The organism is Methylobacterium sp. OAE515 (genome assembly GCF_041806315.1).
GTDB lineage: Bacteria > Pseudomonadota > Alphaproteobacteria > Rhizobiales > Beijerinckiaceae > Methylobacterium > Methylobacterium tardum.
Genome location: NZ_JBGMUV010000001.1, coordinates 1,757,605 through 1,784,055, shown reverse-complemented (window position 1 = coordinate 1,784,055; position 26,451 = coordinate 1,757,605). Strand labels below are relative to the sequence as shown.

Below are 26,451 nucleotides of genomic sequence, written 5' to 3'. Positions count from 1 at the left end.
CGATCGAGCGGCCGTTCGCACGGCCAATCACAAGCGATATAGCAGAATTGATATAACGGAAGCCCGAGCCCGGCAATGCTCCAGCGCGGTCTGTGTCTGGCGAGGCTCTGAGTACGGCTTCGCTACCAGAGGGCTTCGTGCAGATGGAACCGCACGACGTCGCCCGGCACGACCTCGATCCGGCCCTCCTCCAGCTCCACGAGGCCGTCGGTATCGGTGAGCGATGACAGCATGCCCGCGCCGTCGCGCTGGAACTTCCGGGCTTCCCAGGTGCCGTCGGCGTCCTGAGCGAGGCTGGCCCTGACGAACTCCCTGCGGCCCGCGCGCTTCCGATAGGAGAAAGCCGCCCTGACGGTGAATCCGCGCGGCGGCGCGTAAGCCGCGCCGGCGAGCCGGGCGAGGAGCGGCCGCACGACGAACACCAGGGTGACGTAGACAGCCACCGGGTTGCCCGGCAGGCCCAGGAACGGCTTGCCGTCGATCATGCCCATCGCGACCGGCCGTCCCGGCTTGATCCCCAGCCTCCAGAACACGAGGCGCCCCGACGGTCTCGACGGCGGTCTTCACATGATCCTCGTCGCCGGTCGACACGCCGCCCGACGTCAGGATCACGTCATGCTCGGCGGCCGCCGCCGAGAGCCTCGCCGCGAGTGCCGCCGGGTCGTCACGGATGACCCCGAGGTCACGCGCCGCGACGCCCATCCGCCGGAGAAGGGCAAGCAGCAGGATGCGGTTCGAGTCGTAGATCGCGCCTGGCCTCAAGGGCGCACCCGGCTCGACGAGCTCGTTGCCCGTCGAGAACACGCCGACCCGCAGGGTGCGGCGGACCTTCAACGTGCGCAGGCCGACCGCGGTCGCCAGAGCCAAGTCCTGCGGCCGGAGACGCCGGCCGGCCGGGATGATCGACGAGCCCTTCGCCGCATCCTCGCCGGCGTCGCGGCTGTTGGCGCCGCGCTTCAGCCCGAGCGGCAAGGACACCCGGCCGTCGGGCAGGACGTGGACGTCCTCCTGCATGAAGACGGTGTCGGCCTCCGCCGGCATCGGGGCCCCGGTGAAGATCCGGGCGGCCGAGCCCGCCACCGACACGCCTTCGGAGGAGCCGCCGGCTACGACGACAGCCCCAACCGGCAGGATCGTCGCATCGGAGGCGCGCAGGTCCGCGAAACGGACCGCGTAGCCGTCGACGGCCGAGTTGGGGAACGGCGGGACGTCGATGGGCGTGACGCAATCCTCGGCCAGGATGCGTCCGTCGGCCTCCAGAACGGGAACGTTCTCGGTGCCGACGACCGCGACGAGCCGCTCGCCGAACAGCGCGTGCGCGTCCTCGATGGTCATCAGAGGACCGCCGAACGCGAAGCAGTCGTCGCTGAGCTGGGCCATCCGGCTAGAGCCTCCCGAGGACGTCTTCGAAGGAAACGGCCACCCCGAGCATCAGCCCCGTCACCGCCTCCGCGTCGTTCAAATCTACGACGGGAATGACCGATGCCGGAAATGCGACGTCGCTCGCGATGCCCACGATGGTGGTGTCCAGAGGATGGATGGGCGGGCGGCCGTTGTCGGCGCGATGGACCTCGATCTTGGGGATCGGCTCCCGCTTGTACCCTTCCACGACGATGAGGTCGCAGGGGCTGATCCGCCGCAGGAGCTGACTCAGGGTCGCTTCCTCCTCATCCCGCAGCTCGTGGACCTGGGCCCACCGGCGACCCGACGACACGAGAACCTCGCTCGCCCCCGCCCTGCGGTGCTCGTACGAGTCCTTCCCGGGCCAGTCGGTGTCGAAGTCGTGGTGCGCGTGCTTGATGGTCGCCACCTTCACCCCGCGGGCGACGAGCACGGGGATGGCCCGAACCAGCAAGTTGGTCTTGCCAGCCCCGCTCCACCCGGCAAGTCCGATTACGCGCATGCCGGACACCACTGCCCCCCTCGTGACGTTTCCACTGCCCCGCTCGACGGCTCAGGGCAAGCATCAGCCACGCCCCGGGACGCGTGACTGCGGCCCCGCACAAATTGAAACGCCTTCAAAAACGATATAACACCTGCGCTATAACGGCTGCCATTTGGTATGCCACGAGCGAACGCCACGCCAACGGACCCGAACGGGCACGCCATGCACGACTTCAACCTTCCCTCGATCGCGCAGGCATGAGCATGGGCGACGCATCCCCTGCGGCGGACTGGGCCGACATCGTGACGGACGCCTACTGCGCCGACGCGAAACCGCCGCTCACGCAGGAGCTCACCGACCAGGTCCGCGACGCGCTCGCGAAAGCTGTCGCTTCCCCGGCCGGAGACGCCCCGAATTCCCTAATGGACCGCCTGAACGACGCCCTCGACGCGTTCGAGACCGAGCTCCGGTCCGTCGTCGGGCCCAGGATCACGTCCCTGGACGAGGCGACAGGAGCCGTCGCGATGAAACACCGGTCCGAGGCCGGCCAGCCGCTCCGGGCCTTCGGCGGCCAGTAGATCCGATCGGACCGCGGGACGCCGCGACCACCCGCCCCAGCAGTTGAGAACCAGATACCGCAATGAGTGAGGCACCGGGGACAGTCAGGACCTTCTCGCATCCCGGCCGGGGGCGGAACAAGGCGCGCAGCGTACCCAAGGGGCGCCAGGTCGAGCCGCGGGCGAAGGTCGAGATCGAGGAGCTTCTCGGCTCCCGCTCGCGCCAGCGCGACCTGCTCATCGAGCACCTCCACCTGATCCAGGACACCTACGGCCAGATCAGCGCCGAGCACTTGGCGGCGCTGGCCGACGAGATGGCCCTGGCCTTCGCCGAGGTGTTCGAGACCGCGACCTTCTACGCGCATTTCGACGTGGTGAAGGAGGGTGACGCCTCCATCCCGAGGCTGACCGTCCGGGTCTGCGACAGCATCACCTGCGCGATGTTCGGCGCCGACGCGTTGCTGGAGACGCTCCAGCGGGAACTCGCCTCCGACGCCGTCCGCGTCGTGCGCGCGCCCTGCGTCGGCCTGTGCGACCACGCGCCCGCCGTCGAAGTCGGACACAACTTCCTGCTTAAGGCCGACCTCGCGTCCGTGCGGGCCGCGGTCGAGGCCGGCGACACGCACGCCCACGTCCCGGACTATGTCGACTACGACGCCTATCGGGCCGCCGGCGGGTACGCGACCCTCGACCGGCTCCGCAGCGGCGACCTTCCGGTCGACGACATCCTGAAGGTGCTCGACGACGGTGGCCTGCGCGGCCTCGGCGGCGCGGGATTCCCGACGGGGCGCAAGTGGCGCTCGGTGCGCGGCGAGCCCGGCCCCCGGCTGATGGCGGTCAACGGGGACGAGGGCGAGCCCGGCACCTTCAAGGACCAGCTCTACCTCAACACCGACCCGCACCGCTTCCTCGAAGGCATGCTGATCGGCGCCCACGTCGTCGAGGCGCCGGAGGTCTACATCTACCTGCGGGACGAGTACCCCATCTCCCGTGAGATCCTGACGCGGGAGATCGCGAAGCTCCCCGAGGGTGGCCCGCGCATCCACCTGCGCCGCGGCGCCGGCGCCTACATCTGCGGCGAGGAATCCTCGCTGATCGAGTCCCTCGAGGGCAAGCGCGGGCTGCCGCGGCACAAGCCGCCATTCCCGTTCCAGGTCGGCCTGTTCAACCGTCCGACGCTGATCAACAACATCGAGACGCTGTTCTGGGTCCGCGACCTGATCGAGCGGGGCGGCGATTGGTGGAAGAGCCACGGCCGCAACGACCGCGTCGGGCTGCGCTCCTACTCGGTCTCGGGGCGGGTGAAGGAACCGGGGGTGAAGCTCGGCCCGGCCGGCCTCACCATCCAGGAACTCATCGACGAGTATTGCGGCGGCATGGCAGACGGCCACACCTTCGCGGCCTATCTGCCGGGCGGCGCGTCGGGCGGCATCCTGCCGGCGTCGATGAACGACATCCCGCTCGATTTCGGGACGCTGGAGAAGTACGGCTGCTTCATCGGGTCCGCCGCCGTCGTGATCCTGTCGGACCGGGACGATGTGCGCGGCGCCGCGTTGAACCTGATGCGGTTCTTCGAGGACGAGAGCTGCGGGCAGTGCACCCCCTGCCGTTCGGGGACTCAGAAGGCCCGTATCCTGATGGAGCAGGGCGTCTGGGACACCGAGCTCCTGGGCGAGCTGTCCCAGTGCATGCGGGACGCCTCGATCTGCGGCCTCGGCCAGGCCGCCTCGAACCCGCTCAGCAGCGTCATCAAGTATTTCCCCGACCTGTTCCCCGCCCCGCGCGCCGCGGCTGCCGAGTGAGGCAACCGATGGCGCAGGCGAACCCGACCCCGATGTCCGAGCCAGGAGCGGCCGCATGAGCAACGCCCCCGAACAGCACGGCAACAAGACCGAGAAGTCCGAGATCCGGGCCGACGGGCTGCAGGATGCAGGCGGGCCCGCGCAGGGCCCGAAGCCGGAGGCCGGCGGCTCCTACTCGGAAGGCGCGAAGGCGGGCGGCCAGGCGGCACCGGAGCCGTCGGGACTGCACGATCTGAAGGAGCGGCCGACCGCACCCCCGACCATCGCGTTCGAGCTCGACGGACAGCAGGTCGAGGCCGGCCCCGGCGAGACGATCTGGGCCGTCGCCAAGCGCCTCGGCACCCACATCCCGCACCTCTGCCACAAGCCCGAGCCCGGCTACCGTCCGGACGGCAACTGCCGCGCCTGCATGGTCGAGATCGAGGGCGAGCGCGTGCTGGCCGCCTCGTGCAAGCGCACGCCGGCCGTGGGCATGAAGGTCAAGACCGCGACCGAGCGCGCCACCAAGGCGCGCGCCATGGTGCTCGAACTGCTCGTGGCCGACCAGCCCGAGCGCGAGACCTCGCACGACCCGACATCGCACTTCTGGGTGCAGGCCGACTTCCTCGACGTATCCGAGAGCCGCTTCCCCGCGGCCGAGCGCTGGACCGGCGACTTCAGCCACCCGGCCATGAGCGTCAATCTCGACGCCTGCATCCAGTGCAATCTCTGCGTCCGCGCCTGCCGCGAGGTCCAGGTCAACGACGTCATCGGCATGGCCTACCGCTCGGCGGGCACCAAGGTCGTGTTCGACTTCGACGACCCGATGGGCGGCTCGACCTGCGTGGCCTGCGGCGAGTGCGTCCAGGCCTGTCCGACCGGCGCGCTGATGCCGTCCGCCTATCTCGACGCCGAGCACAACACCCGCACGGTCTATCCCGACCGCGAGGTGACCTCGCTGTGCCCCTATTGCGGTGTCGGCTGCCAGGTCTCCTACAAGGTGAAGGACGAGAAGATCGTCTACGCCGAGGGCGTGGACGGCCCGGCCAACCACAACCGGCTCTGCGTGAAGGGGCGCTTCGGCTTCGACTACGTCCACCACCCCCACCGCCTGACGGCGCCGCTGATCCGCCTGGACAACGTTCGGAAGGACGCCAACGACCAAGTCGACCCGGCCAACCCGTGGACGCACTTCCGCGAGGCGACCTGGGAGGAGGCGCTCGACCGCGCCGCCGGCGGCCTCAAGACGGTCCGCGACACGCACGGCCGCAAGGCGCTCGCCGGCTTCGGCTCCGCGAAGGGCTCGAACGAGGAGGCCTACCTCTTCCAGAAGCTCGTCCGGCTCGGGTTCGGCTCGAACAACGTCGACCACTGCACCCGGCTGTGCCACGCCTCGTCGGTGGCCGCCCTCATGGAGGGCCTGAACTCGGGCGCCGTGTCGGCGCCGTTCTCGGCGGCGCTCGACGCCGAGGTCATCATCGTGATCGGCGCCAACCCGACCGTGAACCACCCGGTCGCGGCGACCTTCCTCAAGAACGCCGTGAAGCAGCGCGGCGCCAAGCTGATCGTCATGGACCCGCGCCGGCAGGTACTGTCGCGGCACGCCTACAAGCACCTCGCGTTCAAGCCCGGCTCGGACGTGGCGATGCTCAACGCGATGCTCAACGTGATCATCGAGGAGCGGCTCTACGACGAGCAGTACATCGCCGGCTACACCGAGAACTTCGAGGCGCTGAAGGAGAAGATCGTCGAGTTCACGCCGGAGAAGATGGCCACGGTCTGCGGCATCGACGCGGAGACGCTGCGCGAGGTCGCCCGGCTCTACGCCCGCGCCAAGTCGTCGATCATCTTCTGGGGCATGGGCATCAGCCAGCACGTCCACGGCACGGACAACTCGCGCTGCCTGATCGCTCTGGCCCTCATCACGGGGCAGATCGGGCGTCCGGGCACCGGCCTGCATCCGCTGCGCGGCCAGAACAACGTCCAGGGCGCGTCCGACGCCGGCCTGATCCCGATGGTCTATCCGGACTACCAGTCGGTCGAGAAGGCCGCGGTGCGGGAGATGTTCGAGGAGTTCTGGGGTCAGAAGCTCGACCCGCAGAGGGGTCTCACCGTCGTCGAGATCATGCGGGCGATCCACGCCGGCGAGATCAAGGGCATGTTCGTCGAGGGCGAGAACCCGGCGATGTCCGATCCCGACCTGAACCACGCCCGTCACGCGTTGGCGATGCTCGACCACCTCGTCGTGCAGGACCTGTTCCTGACGGAGACCGCCTTCCACGCCGACGTGGTGCTGCCGGCCTCCGCCTTCGCCGAGAAGGCCGGCACCTTCACCAACACCGACCGTCGCGTGCAGATCTCGCAGCCGGTGGTGTCCCCGCCGGGCGACGCGCGGCAGGATTGGTGGATCATCCAGGAACTGGGGAAGCGCCTCGGCCTGCCCTGGAACTACGGCGGTCCGGCCGACATCTTCCGCGAGATGGCCATGGTGATGCCGTCGTTCAACAACATCACCTGGGAGCGCCTGGAGCGCGAGGGCGCCGTGACCTACCCGGTCGACGCGCCGGACAAGCCCGGCAACGAGATCATCTTCTACGCCGGCTTCCCCACGGAGAGCGGGCGCGCGAAGATCGTCCCGGCCGCCGTGGTGCCCCCGGACGAGCTGCCGGACGAGGACTACCCGATGGTCCTGTCGACCGGCCGCGTGCTGGAGCACTGGCACACCGGGTCGATGACCCGGCGCGCCGGCGTCCTCGACGCGCTGGAGCCCGAGGCGGTCGCCTTCATGGCCCCGAAGGAGCTCTACCGGCTCGGGCTGGAGCCCGGCGACACGATGAAGCTGGAGACGCGCCGCGGCGCCGTCCACCTGAAGGTGCGCTCCGACCGCGACGTGCCGGTCGGCATGATCTTCATGCCGTTCTGCTACGCCGAGGCCGCGGCCAACCTGCTGACGAACCCGGCGCTCGACCCGATGGGCAAGATCCCCGAGTTCAAGTTCTGCGCGGCCCGGGCCTCCGCCGTTCACGCGACGCCCATGGCCGCCGAATAGGCGACGAGACCTCCGGCGGCGCGCTCAGGCGTGCCGCTGGATCCTGGTAGCGGACAGCGGGCGCATGTCGCGGGCGGCGCCGGGAGCAGCTGGCCTACCGACACCGAGCCACGGGCTGATACCGTTTCCGGTTGATCAGTCGGTGCCGTCTTTGCGAGCGCAGCGAAGCAATCCAGTCGGCGCTCCGCTGACAGATGTCGCGCAGCCCTGGTCGCTTCGCTGCGCTCGCGATGACGCGGCGGGCTGCACAGACCGAAGTATTCAACCGGACACCGTATGACGGGCCGACGCCCGACCTCGGGAGACTGCGCCCGACGGATGCGTGCCTCCGCGCGCCGTCCTTGATCCTAGGAGTCGGGCTTCATCAGCGACGCGAGAAGGTCGAGTTCGCCCGCCACGGCCCCCGAGGCGAGCCGCTCCATGCGCAGATAACTGTCGAGGATGGTGTCGCCCGTGCTCGTCAGGACCGCCCCGCCGCCTCGGCGTCCCCCCTTGCTCGCGGAGACGAGCGGCTCCTGGAACGCCTTGTTCAACGTATCGATGAGGTACCAGGCTCGCTTGTAGCTCATGCCCATCCGGCGCCCTGCGGCGGCGATGGAGCCGGTGTCGCGGATGCCACTCAGAAGGGCGGCCTTGCCCGGTCCCAGCAAGGTGTCCGAGCCGAGCTCGATCCGCAAACTGATGCTCGTGTCCTCGCCCAACGCACACCGCCGCTTCGCCGGAGGCCCCAGCGCCTCGCAGGCGTCCCTACGCGAAACGGCCTCGTCGATCATCCCGGCGGCCAACAGGATCGTCCGTTTCGTTCCATCGAGGTGGGTCCACCTCATCGCGGGTCGGGGGCACGCCGCCTGCGACCAGGCCGGCGGGCCATGCATGCGTCACGCGGTTTCTGCGGCGGGCGAGAAGCCCAGATCGCGCAGCGCTGCGGCCGTCCCGGGCTCGCCGAGCAGACTCAGGAAGGCCGCGAGCGCCGGCATCCCCTGGGCGTCGTCGCGATATGCCAGGTCGTAAGCCTCTTCCGTCAGCGGACGGAAGCCAAGCCCGTAGGCATCCGCGACGCTTGCTATGGCCACGCCCCAATCCGCCCTGCCTTGCGAGACCGCCGCGGCGACGGCGTTATGCGAGCGCGGCTGGTTCCAGAACCCCGCCGGCCGGGCACCGTTCAGCAGCCCGTCGACAAGCAGGCGCGTGCCCGATCCGGCGTTGCGGTTGACCATCACGGCGTCCGGGTCGGCGAGCGCGGCGGCGACCGCGTCCGCGGCGTCCCGACCTTCGAACCTGACGTCGCCGCGGCGAAACACGACGCCCTGGAGGCGGCGCCAGCCGGGCACGAGGGACATCCCTTCGGCAAGGAACGGGGCATTGTACCGGCCCGTCTCGGGATCGAAGAGGTGCATGGCGGCGACATCGCATTCGCCGCGTCGCAGGGCGGCAAGGCCGCCGGCCGATCCGACCCAGATGGTGCGGGCGCGGTAGCCGCGCTCGGCGAGCAGGCCGACCACCCGGTCCAGACCGATGCAATGGCTGCCGACGATCGTCAGGTCAGGCGCCCGAACGCCGGCCCCCAGGCGGACCACGGCGACGCCCTCTCCGGCTTCAATGCCTGCGCGCGCGGCTGGAACCGCGAAGAACCCGTCCGCCTGCGAGAAGGCGGTGACCGAACCCGAGCCCTTCGGCAGCGGCAGGGCCATCGTCCCCTCTGGACCGAGGGCGAGCGAGGTCATCACGAACTCGGTGCGACCGAACTCGGAGGGTACCCGCTGTGACACGCGCGCCTCGATCGTCTCGTCCTCCCGCGGCGGCAGCCCGGCAAGCGCCCGCACGAACGGGACGACGAAGTCGTGGAAGGTGAACATCGCGGAGGTGGGGAATCCCGGCAGGACAATGATCGGCTTTCCCTGAGACACCGCCACGCAGAGCGGCTTCCCGGGCTTCAGGGCCACGCCGTGGAACAGGATTCCCGGCTCGCCGAGGCGGGACAGCACACGGTGCGAGACGTCGCCGGCGCCTTTGGACGTGCCTCCCGACAGCACGACGAGGTCGCTGTCCCGGAGGGCGGACCGGATGGCTGCCTCGAGGACGGAGGCATCGTCGCGCACGATCCCGAGCTGGATCGGCTCCCCGCCGTTCTCGGTCACTGCGGCCGCGATGATCGCGCCGTTCGAGTCGTAGATCGCGCCTTCGGGCAGGGGCTCGCCCGGTGCGACCAGTTCGTCTCCCGTGGACAGGACCGCAACGCGCGGGCGTCTGGTGACATCGACGGCCGACAGGCCGCACGCCGCCAGCATGCCGATTTCGCGGGCGGTGATCCGCGCTCCCTTGCGCAGCACCGTCTCGCCGCGGGCCATATCGGCCCCGGCATAGCCCACGAACTGCGCGGGCCGAACCGCGGTCAGGACATCGACGGCGAGGCTCCGGGCGTCGAACTCCGAGTGCTCGACCATCACCACCGCGTCGGCGCCACGAGGGACCATGCCGCCGGTGGAGATCGGCGTCGCCGTTCCCGGTCGGACGACGACGGTCGGCGCGACGCCGCAGGCAAGGATCTCGCGGTTCAGCGTGAGACGCCGCGGGCTCGCCGGCCCGGCTCCTTCGGTATCGGCCGCGCGCAGGGCGAACCCGTCGACCAGGGAACGGTCGAAGGGCGGAACGTCCATCGGCGAGTCGACGTCGCGGGCGAGCACGCGCCCGAGCGCGTCTTCCAAGGGCACCGTCTCGGAAGGCAGGCGCGTGTGCGGGACCGCCGCCCGGAACGTTGCGAGCGCATCGTCCCGGCTCATCACCCTGAGAAACTGCTCCTGGCTCGAGGCCGCGGCGAGACGCTCGGCGAAATCCGCTGCCTCGTTACGGTCTGCATCGGCGTTCACAGGGCCCAAACCTCTGCCTCCTCGCCGGCCCGGAAGCCTTCGCTTTCCGGCTCGACCACGATGATGCCGTCCGCCTGCACCAACCGACTGAGCGGAAGGCCGGCTCCGCCGAGTGGCTCGACGCCATCCGGGCCACTCCGGACGAAGACGACCTCGGACAGACCGATCGACGAGACGATCTTCCGTACGAGGACGTGCCGCCGCGGCAAGCAATCCTGCGCGCCGGCGAGCCGCGCGATGAGAGGACGGCCGAGGGCCAAGAATGCGGCGAGTGCCGCCTCGGGACGCCCGGGCACCAGAAGAACCGGCCTGCCGGCTGCGGAGCCGACGGCGGTGGTTTCCCCGGGCCGCATTGCGATGCCGTGCGCGCGGACTTCCCCGGCGATGGCGAGGGCCGCAGCGCTATGGTCCGAGCGGCCGAAACCGCTTCCCCCGACCACCAGCACCGCGTCCGCTGCGCCGCCGCGGATGGCCTCAGCGATGTCCCGGACTCCCTGGGCGCGAACGGCCTCGGTCGCCCCGCCTGCCCGCGCGATCAGACGCCCGAGCAGGGGCGACACGGTATCGAGGATGGACGACCCCGCGGTGACGACGCGCAGGAGCGGCTGACGGACGTTCACCACCTTGAGACCGACCGACTCCAAGATGAGCAGGTGAAGCGGCTCGATCCGGGTGCCCGCCTCGATCAGCCTCTCGCTGCCAGCGACGTCGTCGCCGGCTCCACACACACCTTCCCGCGGGGCGATATCCGCGACGACCATGCCGTCCACAAAGCCTTCCGGAGGCAAGACCGCATCGGTGCCGGACGGCAGCGGCTGTCCGGCTTCGACCCATGGCGGTGGCCGCCCCAGGAAGATCGGCGCGTAGGCCGATGCGCCGCCCACCGAAGCGGCATCGACCGCGAAGCCGTCCCGCATTGCCGTCAAACCCACGGGCACATCGGAGCGCGCGACGACCGCTCCTGCGGCTACGCGTCCGAGCGCCGCTGCGAGCGGAACCGTCGCGGGGGCGACAGGAGCAGCTTCGCCGCTGAGCAGGTTCGCCGCCTCCCGAAGCGGGATCAGCGCCGAGGACGCATTTCGGATCATCATGGCGGCGATGCGCCATCCGGGTTCGATGATCAAGGGCCGGCATCGTGAACCCCTGTCACCCCCGTTTCATCACATCGGCGACCGGTGCTTCCATGCCTGCTCGCGCGCTAGACGAACACGATGTCGGCGGCCACTGCCTTCAATCGATCCGGCGCGCGCTGCTTCCGCTCGGCGCAGCGGTCGACCCGGCGTGCGCCGCGTTCGAATACCGAAAGAAGCCGCGTCGGCGAGAATACGTGCGGCTCTGCCTGGAATGCGGCACGACGATGCTCCCGTGGCGAGCATGTTCCCCCGCGAAGGGTGACTGCTCGCTTCCCTGACGGACAGCGATGGCCTCGTCGAACGTCCCGACGCCACGACAACGGTCGCCTCGGGCGATATGATCACTGACTATCCGCACGCGTTTCCCTGGTAGGCATGACAGGTCCATTCCGCCGAACCTGCGTCTCGAGGTCGGACTCATCGGCTGATCGCGCCATCCGCGTCGTCCCGTTCCTGAGGACGGGCCCGGGCGCATGATGCAGACGCTTCAGGAAATCCTGTCCCGCCTGTGCAGTCTGGATCGCGACGTGCTGGCGATCGCGTGGCTGTCGCTGCGTGTCAGCTTCACCGCCGTCGGCATCGGTCTCGTGCTCGGCATACCCCTGGGTGCGTGCGTGGCTGTCGCCCGCTTTCCCGGACGCGGCGCTGTGGTCGGCCTGCTGAACGCCTTTATGGGGCTGCCGCCGGTGCTCGTCGGCCTCGCCCTCTACCTCGTCCTCTCCCGCTCCGGTCCGCTCGGACCGCTCGGCCTGCTGTTCACCCCCGGCGCGATGATCGCCGCACAGGCGACGCTCGCGACCCCGCTCGTCGCCGCCCTGACGCAGCAGGTCGTCGCCGACGCCCGGGTGCATCTCGGGGAGCAGCTGCGCTCCCTCGGGCTCTCCGCGCCGCGTCAGGCCGGGGCGATGATCTACGACGTGCGCTTCTCCCTCGTGACCGCGGCGCTCGCCGCGTTCGGCCGGGCGATCTCGGAGATCGGCGCGGTCCTCGTCGTCGGCGGGAACATCGACGGCTATACCCGCACGATGACGACGGCGATCTCGCTGGAGACCCAGAAGGGCGATCTCAGCCTCGCCCTGGCGCTCGGCCTCGTGCTGATCGGCCTCGTTCTGGTGGTGAATGTCGCCGTGGCCCTGCTCCGCCGGCACGCCGCACGGGTGTATGGATGAGCGCGACGCCGGCCATCCGCCTCGAAGACGTGGCTCTGTCCCTCGACGGGCGAACGGTGCTCGACCATCTCTGCCTGGAGGTCGCCTCGGGCAGCGTCACGGCCATCATCGGCCCGAACGGAGCGGGCAAGAGCGTCACCCTCAGGGTCATCGACGGGCTCCTGCGACCCGACAGCGGAACGGTACGGGTCGGCCCGCACCGGCGGGCCTTCGTGTTTCAGCGGCCCGCGCTGATCCGCGCAACCGCGGCCGCGAACGTCGCGCTGGCTCTCGGGGGCCTCCCTCGTCCTGCGCGCGCCGCGCGGGTGCAGGAGGCGCTCGCCCGGGTCCGCCTCGCCGAGCGTGCACGCGATGCCGCGACGCGGTTCTCCGGCGGCGAGCAGCAGCGGCTGGCGCTGGCCCGCGCCTGGGCGGTCGAACCGGACCTGCTCCTCCTCGACGAGCCGACCGCGAACCTCGACCCGGCTTCGACCGAGATCGTCGAGGGGCTGGTGTCCGCGATGGCGCGGGCGGGCACCACCGTGGTGCTCGTCTCACACAATCTCGGGCAGGTGGCGCGCCTCGCCGACACGGCGATCGTGCTGGCCTCCGGCCGCGCCGTCGAGCATGGTCCATCCCGCCAGATCCTGTTCTCGCCGCGCACCTCCGAGGCGCGGGCCTACCTCGCTGGGGAGTTGCCGTGGACCCCTTCCGTCGTCGCATCCTGACCCTGGGATTGGCCGCCCTCCTGAGCGCGGCTGGCCTCCTGCCGTCGGCTGACGCCGAACCGACCTCGATCGTCGTCGCCTCGACAACCTCGACCGAGCAGTCCGGTCTGTTCAAGCACATCCTCCCGCTCTTCCGGGAGACATCCAAGATTGACGTGAAGGTCGTCGCTCTGGGCACGGGCCAGGCGCTCGACGCAGCGCGCCGCGGCGATGCCGACGTGGTGCTGGTCCACGACCGTCCCGCCGAGGACAAGTTCCTCGCCGAGGGCTTCGCCAAGACGCGGTACGACGTGATGTACAACGACTTCGTGCTGATCGGCCCGGCCTCCGATCCGGCCGGCGTGCGCGGCCTGGGCGTGCGCGAGGCCTTCGCCAAGCTCGCGGCCAGCAAGGCGGCCTTCGTGTCGCGCGGTGACCGCTCGGGCACCCACAGCGCCGAGCTGCGCGGCTGGAAGGAGGCGGGCGTCGATCTCGCGGCCGTGCGCGGACCCTGGTACCGGGATGTCGGCCAGGGCATGGGCCCCGCGCTCAACGCGGCCTCAGCGCTCGGCGCCTACATCCTCGCCGACCGGGGGACCTGGCTCGCGTTCAAGAACCGCGCCGACTTGGTCATCCTGGTTCAGGGGGACCCGAGCCTGTTCAACCCCTACGGCGTGATGCTGGTCAATCCCGACAAGCACCCTGGCGTGAAGGCGAAAGAGGGGCAGGCCTTCATCGACTGGCTTGTCTCACCGGCGGGGCAGCAGGCGATCGCGGGCTACAAGGTCGGCGGCGAACAGCTGTTCTTCCCGAGCGCCGGCGCGCCTGTGACGCGCTGACCCGGTATCCGCGCGTCGGAGGGCCGGACTGGCATCGACGCGCTGCCCCGCGGGCTGACACGCGGTGACCAGGTATGTTGTGCGCGTTCCAAGGTTCGTCGTCGAAGACACCAACTCAGCAGCTCAGGGCCCGATAGGCGCTTTGGCATTGCGCTCGCGGGCCGCGACAGCACCGCCGCGATGTCAGCGTCCCAGGGATCACCAGGGGACGCATTCCAGTTCCGCAACGTTCTTCTCAAGGCGCAGCGCGCGCATGTCCGCGCCAGCTCAATCGTCGACATGGCTGGGCGGCTGGGAGAACGCCTATGCCCACGACGATCAGACGCGTTGAACTCGCGCAAGCCGCTCTCGACGCTTACCTCCACGCCGAAGGCGCTGACCGGCGTTGGACCGGTGGTGTGCCCGCCTGCGAGATCGTAGACTTGATCACCGACCTGCTGCTTCTCGCGAGAACCAGAGGGTATGATCCCTGCTCAGTCCTCAGCAAGGCGCGGCATCACGTGGAAGCTGAGACTGGCGTGCGCTGCTGAATGCGCTCTGCTGTCTCTGGCCGCTCAGCGGACTGAAGGTGTCGGCTGTTCTCCGACGCGGCAGACCTGATTACTGCCTAGCCCTTATCACGCGAGACTCTGAGCCAAGCGGCGTCACCTGCGTTGCTGTCCGTCGCTTCAAATCTCGGATAAACTCGGTCCTGACGGCAAGATTTGAGACGCAGGATGGGTAGCAATACCAGCTCGCCTGTGTGGAGACCCGGCCAGGGAGAGATGGCCGAGCGCATTCGTGCTCATGATTGGGCGGCAACACCGCTCGGATCGGTCGAGCACTGGTCGCCGCGCCTCAAGCTCGCTGTCGAGATGGTGCTGGCCAACCCGCTGGTGGCCAGCCTTGTCTGCGGGCCCGATCACATCCTGATCTACAACGATGCCGCCGCCGCGCTCTACGGTGCGCACCATCCCGCAGCTCTCGGCCAGCCTCTGCCAAAAGCCTTTCCGGCCGGTTGGGTTACGACTGAACCCTTCTACCGGCGGGCGTTCGCGGGCGAGGTCGTGCAAGTCCACGGTCAGCCGCTCGACACGCGCGGCGAAGGCACTCCGCAGGCCGCCGCATTCGACGCCATTCTCACGCCCGTGCGCGAGGAGGCGGGACATGTGGCTTACGTCCACATGGTGGGCACCGAGATCGGCAGGCGCACGCGCGCCGAGACGGCTCTGCGTGCGAGTGACGAGCAACTCGCCGCGATCTTCGGCAATGCAGCTGTCGGGTTGTCGGAACTCGCGCAGGATGGCCGCTTCCTGCGGGCCAACAATGAACTCTGCCGAATCCTGGGGCGCACCCGTGACGAGGTTCTGCGCCTGACGGTCATGGATGTCACTTACCCGGACGATGTCCCACCGAGCCTGAAGGCCGTCTCCGAGGCACTCCGGACGAATCAGCCCGCTTCCCTCGACAAGCGCTATATGCGCCCGGACAGCACGTTCGTGTGGGCCAACAGCCGCGTACAGCCGCTGCACCATGGACCAGATCAGCCGAGCACGCTGCTGGCGGTCACAGCCGATCTCACAGACCGGCACGGCGCCGAGGAGCGTCTCCGGGAAAGCGAAGAGCGGTTCCGGGCCCTGGCGAGCCTTGTGCCCGTCATCCTGTGGCGCTCGGACGCAAGCGGCACGAACTTCTCGGAGAACCGGTCCTTCCTCGACTACACCGGCCAGCTGACAGGTGAGGTGGACGATTTCGGTTGGCTTGAGCCGATTCATGCCCACGACCGAAAGGCCGCCCGTGAGCTCTTCCGAAGCGGGATCGAGAGCCGGCAGCCGATCAGCATGCAGCTCCGCTTGCGCGGCCGAGACGGGCAGTACCGCTGGTTTCTGGCGCGACAGGTGCCGATCTTCGACGCGCAGGGCCAGGTGACGGAATGGTTTGGCGCGGCCATGGACATTCACGAGCTGCGCGAGTTGCAGGAGCGTCAGGCCGTGATGGTCGGTGAGCTGCAGCACCGCACCCGCAACCTGATCACGGTGGTGCGCGCCATCGCGCAGAAGACCATGGTGCAGACCGGCCCGACGGAAACGTTTTGCGAGCAGTTCAACGACCGGCTCTCAGCTCTGGCCCGCGTGCAGGGGCTGCTCTCGCGCTCCGACCAGGAGCCCATCACGCTCAGGGGGCTGATCCGCACGGAACTCGAGGCCTTCGGGGTGTCTGCCATGCAGAACCGCGTGGCGCTTGAGGGGCCGCGCGTGGTTCTGCGCAAGGCCAGCGTGCAGACACTGGCTCTGGCCCTGCATGAACTGGCCACCAACGCGCATAAATACGGGGCTCTGGCCAGCGCGCAGGGCGAGCTATGGGTCAGTTGGGACACCTATACCGCCAAGGCCGGGGAGCAGCGGCTCTCCTTGCTGTGGCTTGAGGAGGGGATCCGGAAGCCTGAGGGGCAGAGCGCGGTCCAGCGCGGCTACGGGCGCGAGCTGATCGAGAAGGCGCTGCCCTACGCGCTCAAGGCGCACACGAGCTACGAACTGGGTGAGGACGAGCTACGCTGCTCGATCGATCTGCCGCTTGCTGACACGCACGAGCGGACCGTTCGCTGAGGCGCGCCTCAACGGGCAAAGGCGGCTACCGGACAGCATCTGACCTGAACGGCTGTCCATTTCCCCGATCAGCCCCAAGGCGCCCTCAGGCCCGGATGAGCGCGCAAAAGTCGATCTGACGGTGGACGAACGCCAAAGCCGGGAGAAGCAGGCAGGTCTGCTACCCACCACCATCAATCCTCGACGTTCGTCTCGGGCCGGTCACCGCCCCGGGCGGTCTCGTCGTGCCACCGGTACTTCTCATCTTCGTAGCTGATCACGGTGTCATCGTCCGGTGCACGCTGCTCCGCTGCCGCACGTTCCGCAGCCGCATGCGCATCCTTCCGAGTTGGGAACGTCTCGGAGAACACATCACCGACTTTATACGCCCAACCTCCATCGTGCTCGACCACTTGGTACGTGACGCTTGCCATGGCGGAACCTCGCGCTTGCACGAGGCAACGCGGCACTCCACTCTTCTGTTCTAGCGGGATGCAACTCTCTGCGCATTCTGGTCGGGGGTGGCCGTCAAGCAGGCTTACCGCCGATTGTTGCCGTCCAGCGGAACCCGGCAGGATCCCGCAAGCGGACGGTGTCCGCTCGTCCAAGCGGCGGTCTGAACCGATCTATAGAGAGGCGCTTTGGGAAAGCTGCTGCGGGAGTTCAGCTGCGTTGCTCCGCGGCCGGATTGGCCGGTCCCGGGTCGCGCGCTAGGTTCGGGCACCGCGCCCCTTTGGCAGCCGTGGAGCGCACGAAATGGGTATTGCCAACCTCTCGCCACTTTCCTTCGAGGCGCTTCCACACGGGATCCGCGCGCGCTTCGTCGACGGCGTGAACGGGCTGCGCATGCACGTGCTGGAGACCGGCCACGGCGAGCCCGGCCGCCCCCTTATCCTTCTGGTGCATGGCTTCCCAGAGATCGCCTTTTCCTGGCGCAAGATCATGCCGGCCCTGGCTGCGGCCGGCTACCACGTCGTAGCCCCCGACCTGCGCGGCTATGGTCGCACGTCGAACGGCCCGGTCGGCTACGACGATGACCTCGCGCCCTACCGCCTACACAATCACCTTCTCGATCTGCTGTGTCTGGCGAGCGCACTTGGCCGGCACCGAGCCGCCGCCATCATCGGGCACGATTTTGGGTCCTGGATCGCCGGCTACTGCGCGCTGGCCCGGCCTGACGTGTTCGGAGCAGTCGTGCTGATGAGCGCGCCGTTTGCCGGTGCCCCGACGTTCGACGCGCTGGAGCGAAGTCTGCATGCCCCCGCCGACGACCCGATCCACGCCGCGCTCGCGGCCCTGCCGCGCCCGCGCGAGCACTACCACCTCTACTATGCGTCACGATCGGCCGCGCCCGACATGGATGGCAGCCCGCAGGGCCTGACGGCCTTCCTGCGCGCCTATTTCCACCACAAGAGTGCGGACTGGCCGGACAACCGCCCGCACGCGCTCGCGCGTTGGACCGCCGAGACGCTGGCGGAGCTACCGGCCTACTACATCATGGATCTCGGACGGAGCATGCCGGCGACGGTCGCCCCCGAGATGCCCGCCGACGCGGGTGGCAACTGCGCGTGGCTGACCGATCGGGAACTTGCAGTCTACATCGACGCGTACGCGCGGACCGGTTTCCAGGGGGCGCTCCAGGGCTACCGCTGCCGAATGGATGGGAGCCTGGCCCGCGACCTCGCGCGGTTCGCCGGTCGGCGGATCGAGGTTCCCGCGCTGTTCGTGGCCGGGCAGAGTGACTGGGGTCCGTTCCAAGCCCCCGGCGCGCTGGAGCGTATGCAGGGGGAAGCCTGCGCGCGCATGCTCGGCTGCCACTTCGTCGAGGGGGCCGGCCACTGGGTGCAGCAGGAGCAGCCCGAGGCCGTAATCGAGTTGGTCCTCGAAGCCCTTGCGCGCGCCGCCGCATGATCCGCGCCTCGCGGGGCCCTACATCCGCCCTTGGCCTGAGACATCATCGCGAAGGATCACGAAGGCCGGACGCGGCCGGTGCGCGCTGGTTCTAGAAGCCGCCAGCGCACCGCGACGTGAGGTGCTGAAGACCGGATGCTACCGACCGTAAAATTTCGGATCGAGCGCGGCGAGCGCAAGGAGCGGTGGCGGGAGGGCAACACCGTGCATCCGCATTGTCCGCGCGGCGGAACGGCATCCGAGCTGGTCGTCGGCTGCGGCCGCGGCCTCGACCGCCGCGATGGTGGCGGCGTCCGGGTGAGGTGCCGATGCCGGCTTGGTGGCAGCCGGCGCATCCTTCGCCTGATTCGCCGGCCCGCGCTGAGCATCGGTGCCCGCCTGATTTGGCGAACCTCCCGGGGTCGGGCCACTCAGCCCGGACTTCTGCTGGACGTCGCCGCCTGCGGAAGAGGCCGTACCCTGGCTTGCCCCCGAGGGATTTGAAACAGCGGTCGCCTGTTGCGGAGGCGTCGCGGCGGCCTCCTTCGCCGGCTCCGGCTGCTTCACGAAGGCCAGAAGCTCCTGGCAGAGATTGGCTGGACGCCCGGACGGGGCGGCTGTGCCGCTCTCCTGCGCGAGCGCGTTGTCCGCTCCGAGCAGGGCCCCTGCCAGACCGATTGCCTGGGCGAAAGTGCTCAGTCGCCGCTTCATCGGATGCGCTCCTCCTGAAAGCTTGGTCTCGTCGCTGCTGGCGCTCGAATGCCGGGCCTCAGGAGCGCTTCGGCTGCGAGGCGGCGCCCTCGGCTTTCCCATGCGGCTCGCCGGCGAACTCATCGGGGGACGGGTCGCCGTTCCAACGTGGGCCGACCAGGTTGGTGCCCGGCTCGGAGACCCGCGCACCGGAGGTGGCGAATGCCTGGTAGGCGAACTTCTGATTGCTCGTGAGCGCCAGCATGGCCGCGACGCCCAGGAGAACGGCGGCAAGGACGGCGGCGATGAAAGCCTTCATGTCAGCTTGTCCTGATCTGAGCCCGGCCCATCACTCGGCCGGTGCCGGGCGGGATCCGAGCTGCGGGCCGCTCGCGGTGCGAGCCTGCTCCTGCTCGACCCAGAGGTCGTGGTGCGCGCGTGCCCAGGCCAGATCGACCTGACCGCTGCCCATCGCGTCGTAGGCGCCCTTCATCCCCAGCGTGCCGATGTAGATGTGGGCCAGGATACCGGCGATGAAGACGATGCCGATCAGGGAATGGATCACCTGCATGATCTGCATCCCGTTGACGTCGAGGAGCGCGAACGGGAAGAGCATCATCAGGCCGGTGGCGCCCATGGCGGCGCCGAAGCCGGCCACCATCCAGAACACGCCCTTCTGGCCCGCGTTGAAGCGGCCCGCATGCGGGTGCTTGCTGCCGATGAAGCCGCCCCCCGCCTTCAGCCACTCCCAGTCGATCCGGTTCGGGATGTTGTCCCGGATCCAGACGACGATCATGAAGGCGACGCCCAGCATGAAGGGCCAGGCGAGATAGACGTGGCTGTACTTCGCATACTGGGCCAGCGCACCGAAGGCATCCGGCCCGATCAGCGGCATCAGCAGCCGCTTGCCGAAGATGTAGTTCAGGCCGGACAGGGACAGGATGATGAAGCACACGGCCGTCATCCAGTGCGTGAAGCGCTCGAACGCGTTGAACCGGAGGATCTTCTTGCCGGATTCCTGGCTGTGATCCGTGATAATCCGGCCGCGCCAGAGGAAGAAGAGCGCCAGGGCAGCGAGCATGCCGAGGATCACGAGCGCCCCGATCCAGGGCAGCCATCCCTCGCGGAACATCTGGTACGCGCGGCCCTGCGGCTGGATCAGGTTGGCGGCCTTGCCGTCCGGGATGCTGATGCGCCCGCTGATCTTGGGGGCCTGCCGGAACAGAAGCTCCTCATTGATCGAATCCGCCGTGGGATTCGCACCCATCGGGTTCTGCCCATCGGCCTGGATCGGGTTCTGCGCCTGCGCGGCCCCGTAGACACCCGGTGCCGTCCAGAGCGCCGCTGCCAGGACGAGAGTGCTGAGAAGCGTCCATGCCCGCCGCATCGGCGTTCCTTTCAGATCGGTCGAGCGGTCCGCGGACGCTGCCGCGGTCCCTGTTCCTGCGCGCCCCTCAGCGGAGGAGCAGCCCCACATCAGATCGCGATCGTCTCGCGATAAGCTGTCTTCCAGCCCCAGGCCCCCGAGCCGTACCCGCGCTTGATCACCCGCTGCTTGTAGATCTCGGCGATCATCTCGCCGTCGCCCGCGAGCAGAGCCTTGGTCGAGCACATCTCGGCGCAGAGCGGCAGCTTACCCTCCGCGAGCCGGTTCGAACCGTACTTCTCGTATTCGGCGGTCGAGAGATCGGGCTCGGGGCCACCCGAGCAGTAGGTGCACTTGTCCATCTTGCCCCGGGACCCGAAGTTCCCGACGCGCGGATACTGCGGAGCGCCGAACGGGCAGGCATAGAAGCAGTAGCCGCAGCCGATGCAGATGTCCTTGGAGTGCAGCACCACCGCGTCGGCGGTGGTGTAGAAGCAGTTGACCGGGCACACGGCCGCGCAGGGCGCGTCGGTGCAGTGCATGCAGGCCATCGAGACCGAGCGCTCGCCGGGCTTTCCGTCGTTGAGCGTCACCACCCGCCGCCGGTTGATGCCCCACGGCACTTCGTGCTCGTTCTTGCAGGCGGTGACGCAGGCGTTGCACTCGATGCAACGATCCGCGTCGCAGAGAAACTTCATGCGCGCCATGATCAGGTCGCTCCTCTCAGGCCGCTCGGATCTGACACAGGGTGGCTTTCGTCTCCTGCATGCCGGTGACGGGATCGAAGCCGTAGGTCGTGACGGTGTTGACGCTTTCGCCGAGCACGACCGGGTCGGTGCCCTTCGGGTAGTAGTCGCGCATGTCCTTGCCTTGGTACCAGCCGGAGAAATGGAACGGCATGAACGCGACGCCTTTCCCCACGCGGTCGGTCACGAGGGCCTTCACCTTCGTCTTGGAGTTGTTCTCCGCGCCCGTGACCCAGACCCACTGACCATCCTTGATGCCGCGCTCGGCCGCGTCACCGGTGTTGATCTCGACGAACATGTCCTGCTGCAGCTCGGCGAGCCACGGGTTGGAGCGGGTCTCCTCGCCGCCGCCCTCGTATTCGACGAGGCGGCCCGAGGTGAGGATGATCGGGAAATCCCGGGCGACGTTGCGCTCGACGGCCGCCTTCTGCACCGAGAACCCGATATTGGGCATGCGGAACTGACGCTCATCGGGCCGGGTCGGGTACTTGGCGACCAGATCGGGGCGCGGTGAGTAGATCGGCTCGCGGTGGACCGGCACCGGGTCGGGCAGGTTCCAGGCATTCGCGCGCGCCTTGCCGTTGCCGAACGGCGAGACGCCGTGCTCGAGACAGACGCGCTGGATGCCGCCCGAGAGGTCGGTCGCCCAGCTCACCGTATCGGGCTTGTCGCCGCCGATCTTCAGGATCGTCGCCAGTTCGTCCGCCGTGAGATCCTTGTCCCACCCGAGCTTCTTGAACACGCCGAGGGTGAATTCTGGATAGCCGTCGGTCAGGTCCGAGCCGTTGGAGTAGGAATCCTCGGCCAGCAGGGTCTCGCCGTTGCGTTCGGTGCCGAAGCGCGCGCGGAACGTGCCGCCGCCCTCCTTCACGTGCAAAGCCGTGTTGTACAGGATGGCCGAGCCCGGATGGCGGATCTCCGGCTTGCCCCAGCAGGGCCAGGGCAGGCCGTAATAATCCCCGCCGACCTCCGGGTCGTCCTTCGGCGCCCGCAGGGTGACGAGGTCGAACTTCTGCTGGTTGCGCATATGCGCCTTCAGGCGCTCGGGCGACTGCCCGCAATAGCCCGTCGACCAGCCGCCGCGGTTGATCTCCCGCAGGATGTCCTCGGCCAAGGGGACGTTATTCTCGACCTTGATGTTCTTGAACATCGGGTCGGCGAAGCCGAGCTTCTTCGAGAGCAGGTAGAGGAACTCGTAGTCGTTCTTGGACTCGAAGGCGGGCTTCACGATCTGCTCGCCCCATTGCAGGGACCGGTTCGAGGCCGTGCGGCAGCCGTCCATCTCCAGCGAGGTGCAGATCGGGAGCAGGTAGGTGTTGTCCTGCCGGGCGTCGAGCGCCGCGAAGGTGGTCGGATGCGGGTCCGCGACGACCATCAGGTCAAGCTTGTTCAGGCCTTCGAGGGCCTCGGGCAGGCGCGTGACGGTGTTGCCGCCATGGCCCGAGATCATCATCGCCCGCGTGGGGCTGCGCTGATCGATCTGGTCGGGCGGGAGGTTCACGGAGTCGAACCAGCGGGTCGAGGTGATGCCCGGGGTCTCCATGTTCTCCTTGCGGGACCGCGCCTTGCGGCCGGCAGCCGCGGGAACCTCATCGAAGCGCGATTGCAGCCACGCGTAGTCCACCTCCCAGACGCGGGCCCAGTGCCGCCAGCCGCCCTCGACGAGGCCGTAGTAGAGCGGCAGCGTCGTCACATCGAGGCCGAGGTCAGTCGCACCCTGCACGTTCGTGTGCCCGCGGAAGATGTTGGCGCCCGTGCCCGGCTTGCCGACATTGCCCGTGGCCAAGCACAGGATGCAGAGGGCGCGCACATTGGCGGTGCCGACCGTGTGCTGCGTGTTGCCCATGCACCAGATCATGGTGGCGGGCTTCTCCTTGGCGAACTTCTCCGCCACGCGGCGGAGCTGCTCGCCCGGCACGCCGGACACGCGCTCCACTTCCTCGGGCGTCCACTTGGCGACCTCCTTGCGGACGTCGTCCATCGCGTAGACGCGCTGGCGGATGAATTCCTTGTCCTCCCAGCCGTTCTGGAAGATGTGCCAGAGCATGCCCCACGCGACCGGGATGTCCGTCCCCGAGCGGATGCGCACATAGTCGGTGGCGTGCGCCGCCGTGCGGGTGAAACGGGGGTCGATGACGATCAGGTTGGCGCGGTTGATCTCCTTCCCGGACAGCACGTGCTGCATCGAGATCGGGTGCGCCTCGGCGGGATTGCCGCCCATGATGATCATGGTCTTGGCGTTGCGGATGTCGTTGTACGAGTTGGTCTGGGCGCCGTAGCCCCAGGTATTCGCCACGCCGGCCACGGTGGTCGAGTGGCAGATGCGCGCCTGATGGTCGACGTTGTTGGTGCCCCAGAAGGCCCCGAATTTCCGCAGCAGGTACGCGGCCTCGTTCGTGTACTTGGCCGAGCCGAGCCAGTAGACGGAATCGGAACCCCACTTCTCGCGGATCTGCAGCAGCTTATCGCCGATCTCGTCGATCGCCTGATCCCAGGAGATCCGCTGCCACTGGCCCCCGACGAGCTTCATCGGGTATTTCAGGCGGCGGTCCGACGAGACCAGCTCGCGGATGGCGGCCCCCTTGGCACAATGGGTGCCGCGGTTGATGGGACTCGCCCAGGACGGCTCCTGGCCGACCCACACGCCGTTCACCACTTCGGCGGTCACCGTGCAGCCGACCGAGCAATGCGTGCAGATGTTCTTCTTGATGACCGTCCCCGGCCCGACCGCCGACGAGCCGGCGGCCTCGACCTTGCGGACGGCGCCGAGCTGGATCGAGCCCGCGGCGGCGAGCGCTCCGGCCGTGAGCCCAGACTTGCGCAGGAACGCACGCCGGTCGAGCACGCCCGCAGCGAGACCGGCCGCGACCGCCTGATGCTTGCTGCGGCTGGCCTCGCCGCTCTTCCGCTTCGTCAGCATGGCAGCCTCACTTCGTCCCCGGCGCAGGATCGGGATTTTTCAGGAGCGTCTCGTAGCCGTTGGTCCGGTAGAACGCCTTCACGTGATCGCTCAGGCGGTACCGGCTGCGCGTCTCGTCCTGGCCCGGGTCGTAGGCCTGGGCCTCCGTCGCAGCCATCGGCGACGCGACCGCGGCGGCGGCCGCCACGGTGCTTCCGCCGAGCGCCCGGAAGAACTGGCGACGACCGAGCGTCTTCGGATCCTGCCGCATCATCCAACTCCCTCAGCGACACCCGCTTGATAGCAAACCCACGTCACGCCTTTCGGTCACGCTCCGACCACCGGGCACCGCATCCCCGTCACGCATCCATCGCGAAGGCTTCCGCCTCCACCTCCATGAAGATCCGTCCCAGGCTGCCCACCGCCCGGTAGAAGCGCGCGTTCTTCGCCCGCTCAAGATCCCCGAAGAAGCGGTCCGCCCAGGGGACGAGGTGCCGGCCGAAGAAGCGCGCCTGTACATCGGGCTCGGCCGCGAACCGCCCGCCGGCGAGCCCCGCCATCACCTCCATGAGGAAGGCCAGGTGGTCCTCCGGCTCGCTCATAGCCTCGGCTCGCGAGAGGCCGAGGGCCGCGAGATCCTCTCGGACCAGCGCGAGCGGGCGCTCGTTGAGGAAGCCGGTGAGATAGTAGGAGGCGTAGGGAAGCAGCTCGCCCCTGCCCACGCCGATGAACAGCGCGAAGAACTCGCGCTCGACCCCCGCGCCCGTAGCCTCTGCCGCCGCGCGGCTCAGATCCGCGACGTGCTGGCCGAGGATCCCTTCGCCGCCCGAGAGGCCGGCGAGCGTATCGAGCAGGGCCTGGCTGGGTGGACGTCCGAGCAGGACGGCCAGGAGATCGTAGTGCCGCGCGCGGAGACTGTCGACGTCGTCCACGCGGGCGCCGCCCAGCGCCTCCGATTCCACAGGTCCGAACGCCGACGCCACTGGAGTTTTCTACTCGCCCGAGATCGGACGGATCTCGCTCTCTGGAACGACAATAAGAAGGGCTCTTATCTCCCGCAATCCAAAACTCCTAGCTCGTATTGGGCATCGCGCCGCCGTGCCGCCGCAGGCGCGGTCCCGGACTCGTCTCCTTTCCGTCGACCACGGGCACGGGATCGCGCGCGGGCGTCGGATCAGGGAAGGCCGGAGCGGCTCGCTGGACTGTGGCCGCGGGGGCCGGGAGGGCCGGCGCATGGTCCTGCGGATCGGGTCCGGGCGGAGCGGCATCGGCCACAAGGGGACATTCCGGCGCCCGACCGGGCTCCGGCGAACCTTCGGGCTGGCTATCGCGGGTCTCACCCGACGCCGGCGTCGCTTTGGCGGCCCCGCCCAGCAGACGCCGGAGCATTGCCTCGACGTCGTCGCTGGGCAGAAGCGGACCGAGACCAGGGACGCCACCCGGGCTGTTCCAGTCGTAAGCGTATTCCCGCGCCTCGCTGACGAAGTCGCGGATGGCAGGGTCGAGCGACCACATCCGGCGCAGGGCCGCGTTGCGCAGGGCCGTCGGAACGCCGGCCCGCAGGAACGGGGCGAGATCGGTCTCCGGGGTCAGGGCTTCGAGGGGCGGGAGATCCACAACCGGATCGTCCGCCAGCTCCGGTTCCGGCGGCCGCGCCTCGGATCCGGGCTGCGGCGCGATGAGATCCGTCTCGGCGGCCCCCGCGTCCGGCGCCGGGCGAGGCGCCGCGTCGGGGGCGGTCGGCGCGCCGCGTTCCGCCAGGGCGGCGGCGCGCACGGCGAGCTTGCGCCGCGTCCACCGCGAGAGAAACCCCTCGCTCATTCGCGCCGCTCCCGGGCCCCGTGCGCCCGGCGGGCCAGCGCCTCGGGATCGGCGCGATCGCGCTTGCGCTTCTCGAACTTGCGCTCGACGTGGAAGGCCTCGAAGAAGGCCAGAAGCTTCGCCTGCACCTCCGGAGGCATCGGCACCGGCTCGACGATCTCGCCGACCCCTTCGGCCATGGATTCCCCCTCATACGGGTCGGCCGTGACGCTCGCGACCTCGTAGGTCTCGTCGCCGCTGTTGCGCAGGGCGACCCAGAGGGAGGGGCGCCCGGAGACGAGATTGTCGCGGTAGTGCCCGGTCTCGCCCGGATGCAGCGCGACTTCGTACGAGCCGGCATAGAAGGTCGCCTCGTCCTCGGTCTCGGAAAGCTTCGTCCAGGGCGACGCGGCGGCCGCCGCCGGCAGGGCGCCGACCGGGAGCCAGGCATGGCTCGCCCAGGGGCCGGTCAGGCGCCGCCGCGCGACGATGATGCCGACCTCGAAACGATGCTCGGGCGTCGTGGACAT

The 26,451-nt window shown here is 68.9% G+C and carries 22 protein-coding genes and 1 pseudogene; 8 read left to right on the top strand and 15 right to left on the bottom strand.

Translation table 11 applies throughout. The annotated features are described in order from the left end of the window. Positions 1-122: 122 nt before the first annotated feature. Together glp and mobB are read right to left on the bottom strand one after the other, a co-directional pair. Positions 123-1,380: pseudogene (gene glp / locus ABIE45_RS08760) on the bottom strand (gephyrin-like molybdotransferase Glp). A 4-nt stretch (positions 1,381-1,384) separates the two neighbouring features. Next, complete coding sequence (gene mobB / locus ABIE45_RS08755) at positions 1,385-1,903, bottom strand: molybdopterin-guanine dinucleotide biosynthesis protein B (RefSeq protein ID WP_210331568.1); 519 nt, start codon at positions 1,901-1,903, stop codon at positions 1,385-1,387. A gap of 245 nt (positions 1,904-2,148) precedes the next feature. Between mobB and ABIE45_RS08750 the strand changes: the two genes are divergently transcribed. From ABIE45_RS08750 to fdhF, 3 genes are all read left to right on the top strand, one after another. After that, positions 2,149-2,463 carry a hypothetical protein gene (locus ABIE45_RS08750; RefSeq protein ID WP_192707325.1) on the top strand — a complete coding sequence of 105 codons (315 nt, stop codon included), beginning with the start codon at positions 2,149-2,151 and terminating at the stop codon, positions 2,461-2,463. Between the two features lie 62 nt (positions 2,464-2,525). Beyond that, positions 2,526-4,244, top strand: coding sequence for an NAD(P)H-dependent oxidoreductase subunit E (locus ABIE45_RS08745; RefSeq protein ID WP_192706356.1), 1,719 nt, complete (start codon positions 2,526-2,528; stop codon positions 4,242-4,244). Between the two features lie 55 nt (positions 4,245-4,299). Next, positions 4,300-7,272, top strand: coding sequence for a formate dehydrogenase subunit alpha (gene fdhF, locus ABIE45_RS08740; protein ID WP_192706355.1), 2,973 nt, complete (start codon positions 4,300-4,302; stop codon positions 7,270-7,272). 347 nt (positions 7,273-7,619) lie between these two features. Here the strand turns inward: fdhF and ABIE45_RS08735 are convergent, their stop codons facing one another. The 3 genes from ABIE45_RS08735 to ABIE45_RS08725 all read right to left on the bottom strand — a co-directional run bounded on the left by ABIE45_RS08735 (position 7,620) and on the right by ABIE45_RS08725 (position 11,227). Beyond that, positions 7,620-8,057: a winged helix-turn-helix domain-containing protein gene (locus ABIE45_RS08735; protein ID WP_373622243.1), complete on the bottom strand. Its 438-nt coding sequence runs from the start codon at positions 8,055-8,057 to the stop codon at positions 7,620-7,622. Between the two features lie 93 nt (positions 8,058-8,150). Then, positions 8,151-10,139 (bottom strand): molybdopterin biosynthesis protein, encoded by a 1,989-nt coding sequence (locus ABIE45_RS08730; RefSeq protein WP_192706354.1) that lies wholly within the window; start codon positions 10,137-10,139, stop codon positions 8,151-8,153. Further along, positions 10,136-11,227 carry a molybdopterin-binding protein gene (locus tag ABIE45_RS08725; RefSeq protein ID WP_192707323.1) on the bottom strand — a complete coding sequence of 364 codons (1,092 nt, stop codon included), beginning with the start codon at positions 11,225-11,227 and terminating at the stop codon, positions 10,136-10,138. The genes ABIE45_RS08730 and ABIE45_RS08725 overlap by 4 nt, the downstream gene beginning before the upstream one ends. A gap of 518 nt (positions 11,228-11,745) precedes the next feature. On the opposite strand from ABIE45_RS08725, the gene ABIE45_RS08720 reads away from it, so the two are divergent. The 4 genes from ABIE45_RS08720 to ABIE45_RS08705 all read left to right on the top strand — a co-directional run bounded on the left by ABIE45_RS08720 (position 11,746) and on the right by ABIE45_RS08705 (position 16,551). Continuing rightward, positions 11,746-12,441, top strand: coding sequence for an ABC transporter permease (locus ABIE45_RS08720; RefSeq protein ID WP_192706353.1), 696 nt, complete (start codon positions 11,746-11,748; stop codon positions 12,439-12,441). Next, positions 12,438-13,148: an ATP-binding cassette domain-containing protein gene (locus tag ABIE45_RS08715; RefSeq protein ID WP_192706352.1), complete on the top strand. Its 711-nt coding sequence runs from the start codon at positions 12,438-12,440 to the stop codon at positions 13,146-13,148. The genes ABIE45_RS08720 and ABIE45_RS08715 overlap by 4 nt, the downstream gene beginning before the upstream one ends. Next, positions 13,121-13,966: a substrate-binding domain-containing protein gene (locus ABIE45_RS08710; RefSeq protein WP_192706351.1), complete on the top strand. Its 846-nt coding sequence runs from the start codon at positions 13,121-13,123 to the stop codon at positions 13,964-13,966. Before ABIE45_RS08715 ends, ABIE45_RS08710 begins: the two co-directional genes overlap by 28 nt. A gap of 764 nt (positions 13,967-14,730) precedes the next feature. Then, the gene (locus ABIE45_RS08705; RefSeq protein WP_373622242.1) at positions 14,731-16,551 is read left to right on the top strand and encodes a PAS domain S-box protein; all 1,821 of its coding nucleotides are present in this window, start codon (positions 14,731-14,733) and stop codon (positions 16,549-16,551) included. 173 nt (positions 16,552-16,724) lie between these two features. Here ABIE45_RS08705 and ABIE45_RS08700 read toward each other — a convergent pair whose 3' ends face one another. Beyond that, positions 16,725-16,964 (bottom strand): DUF2188 domain-containing protein, encoded by a 240-nt coding sequence (locus ABIE45_RS08700; RefSeq protein WP_192706349.1) that lies wholly within the window; start codon positions 16,962-16,964, stop codon positions 16,725-16,727. A gap of 322 nt (positions 16,965-17,286) precedes the next feature. Between ABIE45_RS08700 and ABIE45_RS08695 the strand changes: the two genes are divergently transcribed. Continuing rightward, positions 17,287-18,441 (top strand): alpha/beta fold hydrolase, encoded by a 1,155-nt coding sequence (locus ABIE45_RS08695; protein WP_192706348.1) that lies wholly within the window; start codon positions 17,287-17,289, stop codon positions 18,439-18,441. A 138-nt stretch (positions 18,442-18,579) separates the two neighbouring features. Here ABIE45_RS08695 and ABIE45_RS08690 read toward each other — a convergent pair whose 3' ends face one another. From ABIE45_RS08690 to ABIE45_RS08650, 9 genes are all read right to left on the bottom strand, one after another. Further along, a complete protein-coding gene (locus tag ABIE45_RS08690) occupies positions 18,580-19,131 on the bottom strand; it encodes a hypothetical protein (RefSeq protein WP_192706347.1) in 552 nt (183 codons plus the stop codon). Positions 19,132-19,189: 58 nt separating this feature from the next. Further along, a complete protein-coding gene (locus ABIE45_RS08685) occupies positions 19,190-19,429 on the bottom strand; it encodes a hypothetical protein (protein WP_192706346.1) in 240 nt (79 codons plus the stop codon). A 30-nt stretch (positions 19,430-19,459) separates the two neighbouring features. Further along, on the bottom strand, positions 19,460-20,497 hold the full coding sequence (locus tag ABIE45_RS08680) for a formate dehydrogenase subunit gamma (RefSeq protein WP_192706345.1): 1,038 nt from the start codon (positions 20,495-20,497) through the stop codon (positions 19,460-19,462). An 89-nt stretch (positions 20,498-20,586) separates the two neighbouring features. Beyond that, positions 20,587-21,183, bottom strand: a complete 597-nt coding sequence (fdh3B, locus tag ABIE45_RS08675; RefSeq protein WP_012320149.1) for a formate dehydrogenase FDH3 subunit beta — start codon at positions 21,181-21,183, stop codon at positions 20,587-20,589. A 16-nt stretch (positions 21,184-21,199) separates the two neighbouring features. After that, positions 21,200-24,142, bottom strand: coding sequence for a formate dehydrogenase subunit alpha (locus ABIE45_RS08670; protein WP_192706344.1), 2,943 nt, complete (start codon positions 24,140-24,142; stop codon positions 21,200-21,202). 7 nt (positions 24,143-24,149) lie between these two features. Next, the gene (locus ABIE45_RS08665; RefSeq protein ID WP_024829467.1) at positions 24,150-24,392 is read right to left on the bottom strand and encodes a formate dehydrogenase; all 243 of its coding nucleotides are present in this window, start codon (positions 24,390-24,392) and stop codon (positions 24,150-24,152) included. 88 nt (positions 24,393-24,480) lie between these two features. Beyond that, positions 24,481-25,053 (bottom strand): molecular chaperone, encoded by a 573-nt coding sequence (locus ABIE45_RS08660; protein WP_373622241.1) that lies wholly within the window; start codon positions 25,051-25,053, stop codon positions 24,481-24,483. Positions 25,054-25,192: 139 nt separating this feature from the next. Further along, a complete protein-coding gene (locus ABIE45_RS08655; RefSeq protein ID WP_192706343.1) occupies positions 25,193-25,942 on the bottom strand; it encodes a DUF3306 domain-containing protein in 750 nt (249 codons plus the stop codon). Next, the gene (locus ABIE45_RS08650; protein WP_091785514.1) at positions 25,939-26,451 is read right to left on the bottom strand and encodes a DUF3305 domain-containing protein; all 513 of its coding nucleotides are present in this window, start codon (positions 26,449-26,451) and stop codon (positions 25,939-25,941) included. The genes ABIE45_RS08655 and ABIE45_RS08650 overlap by 4 nt, the downstream gene beginning before the upstream one ends.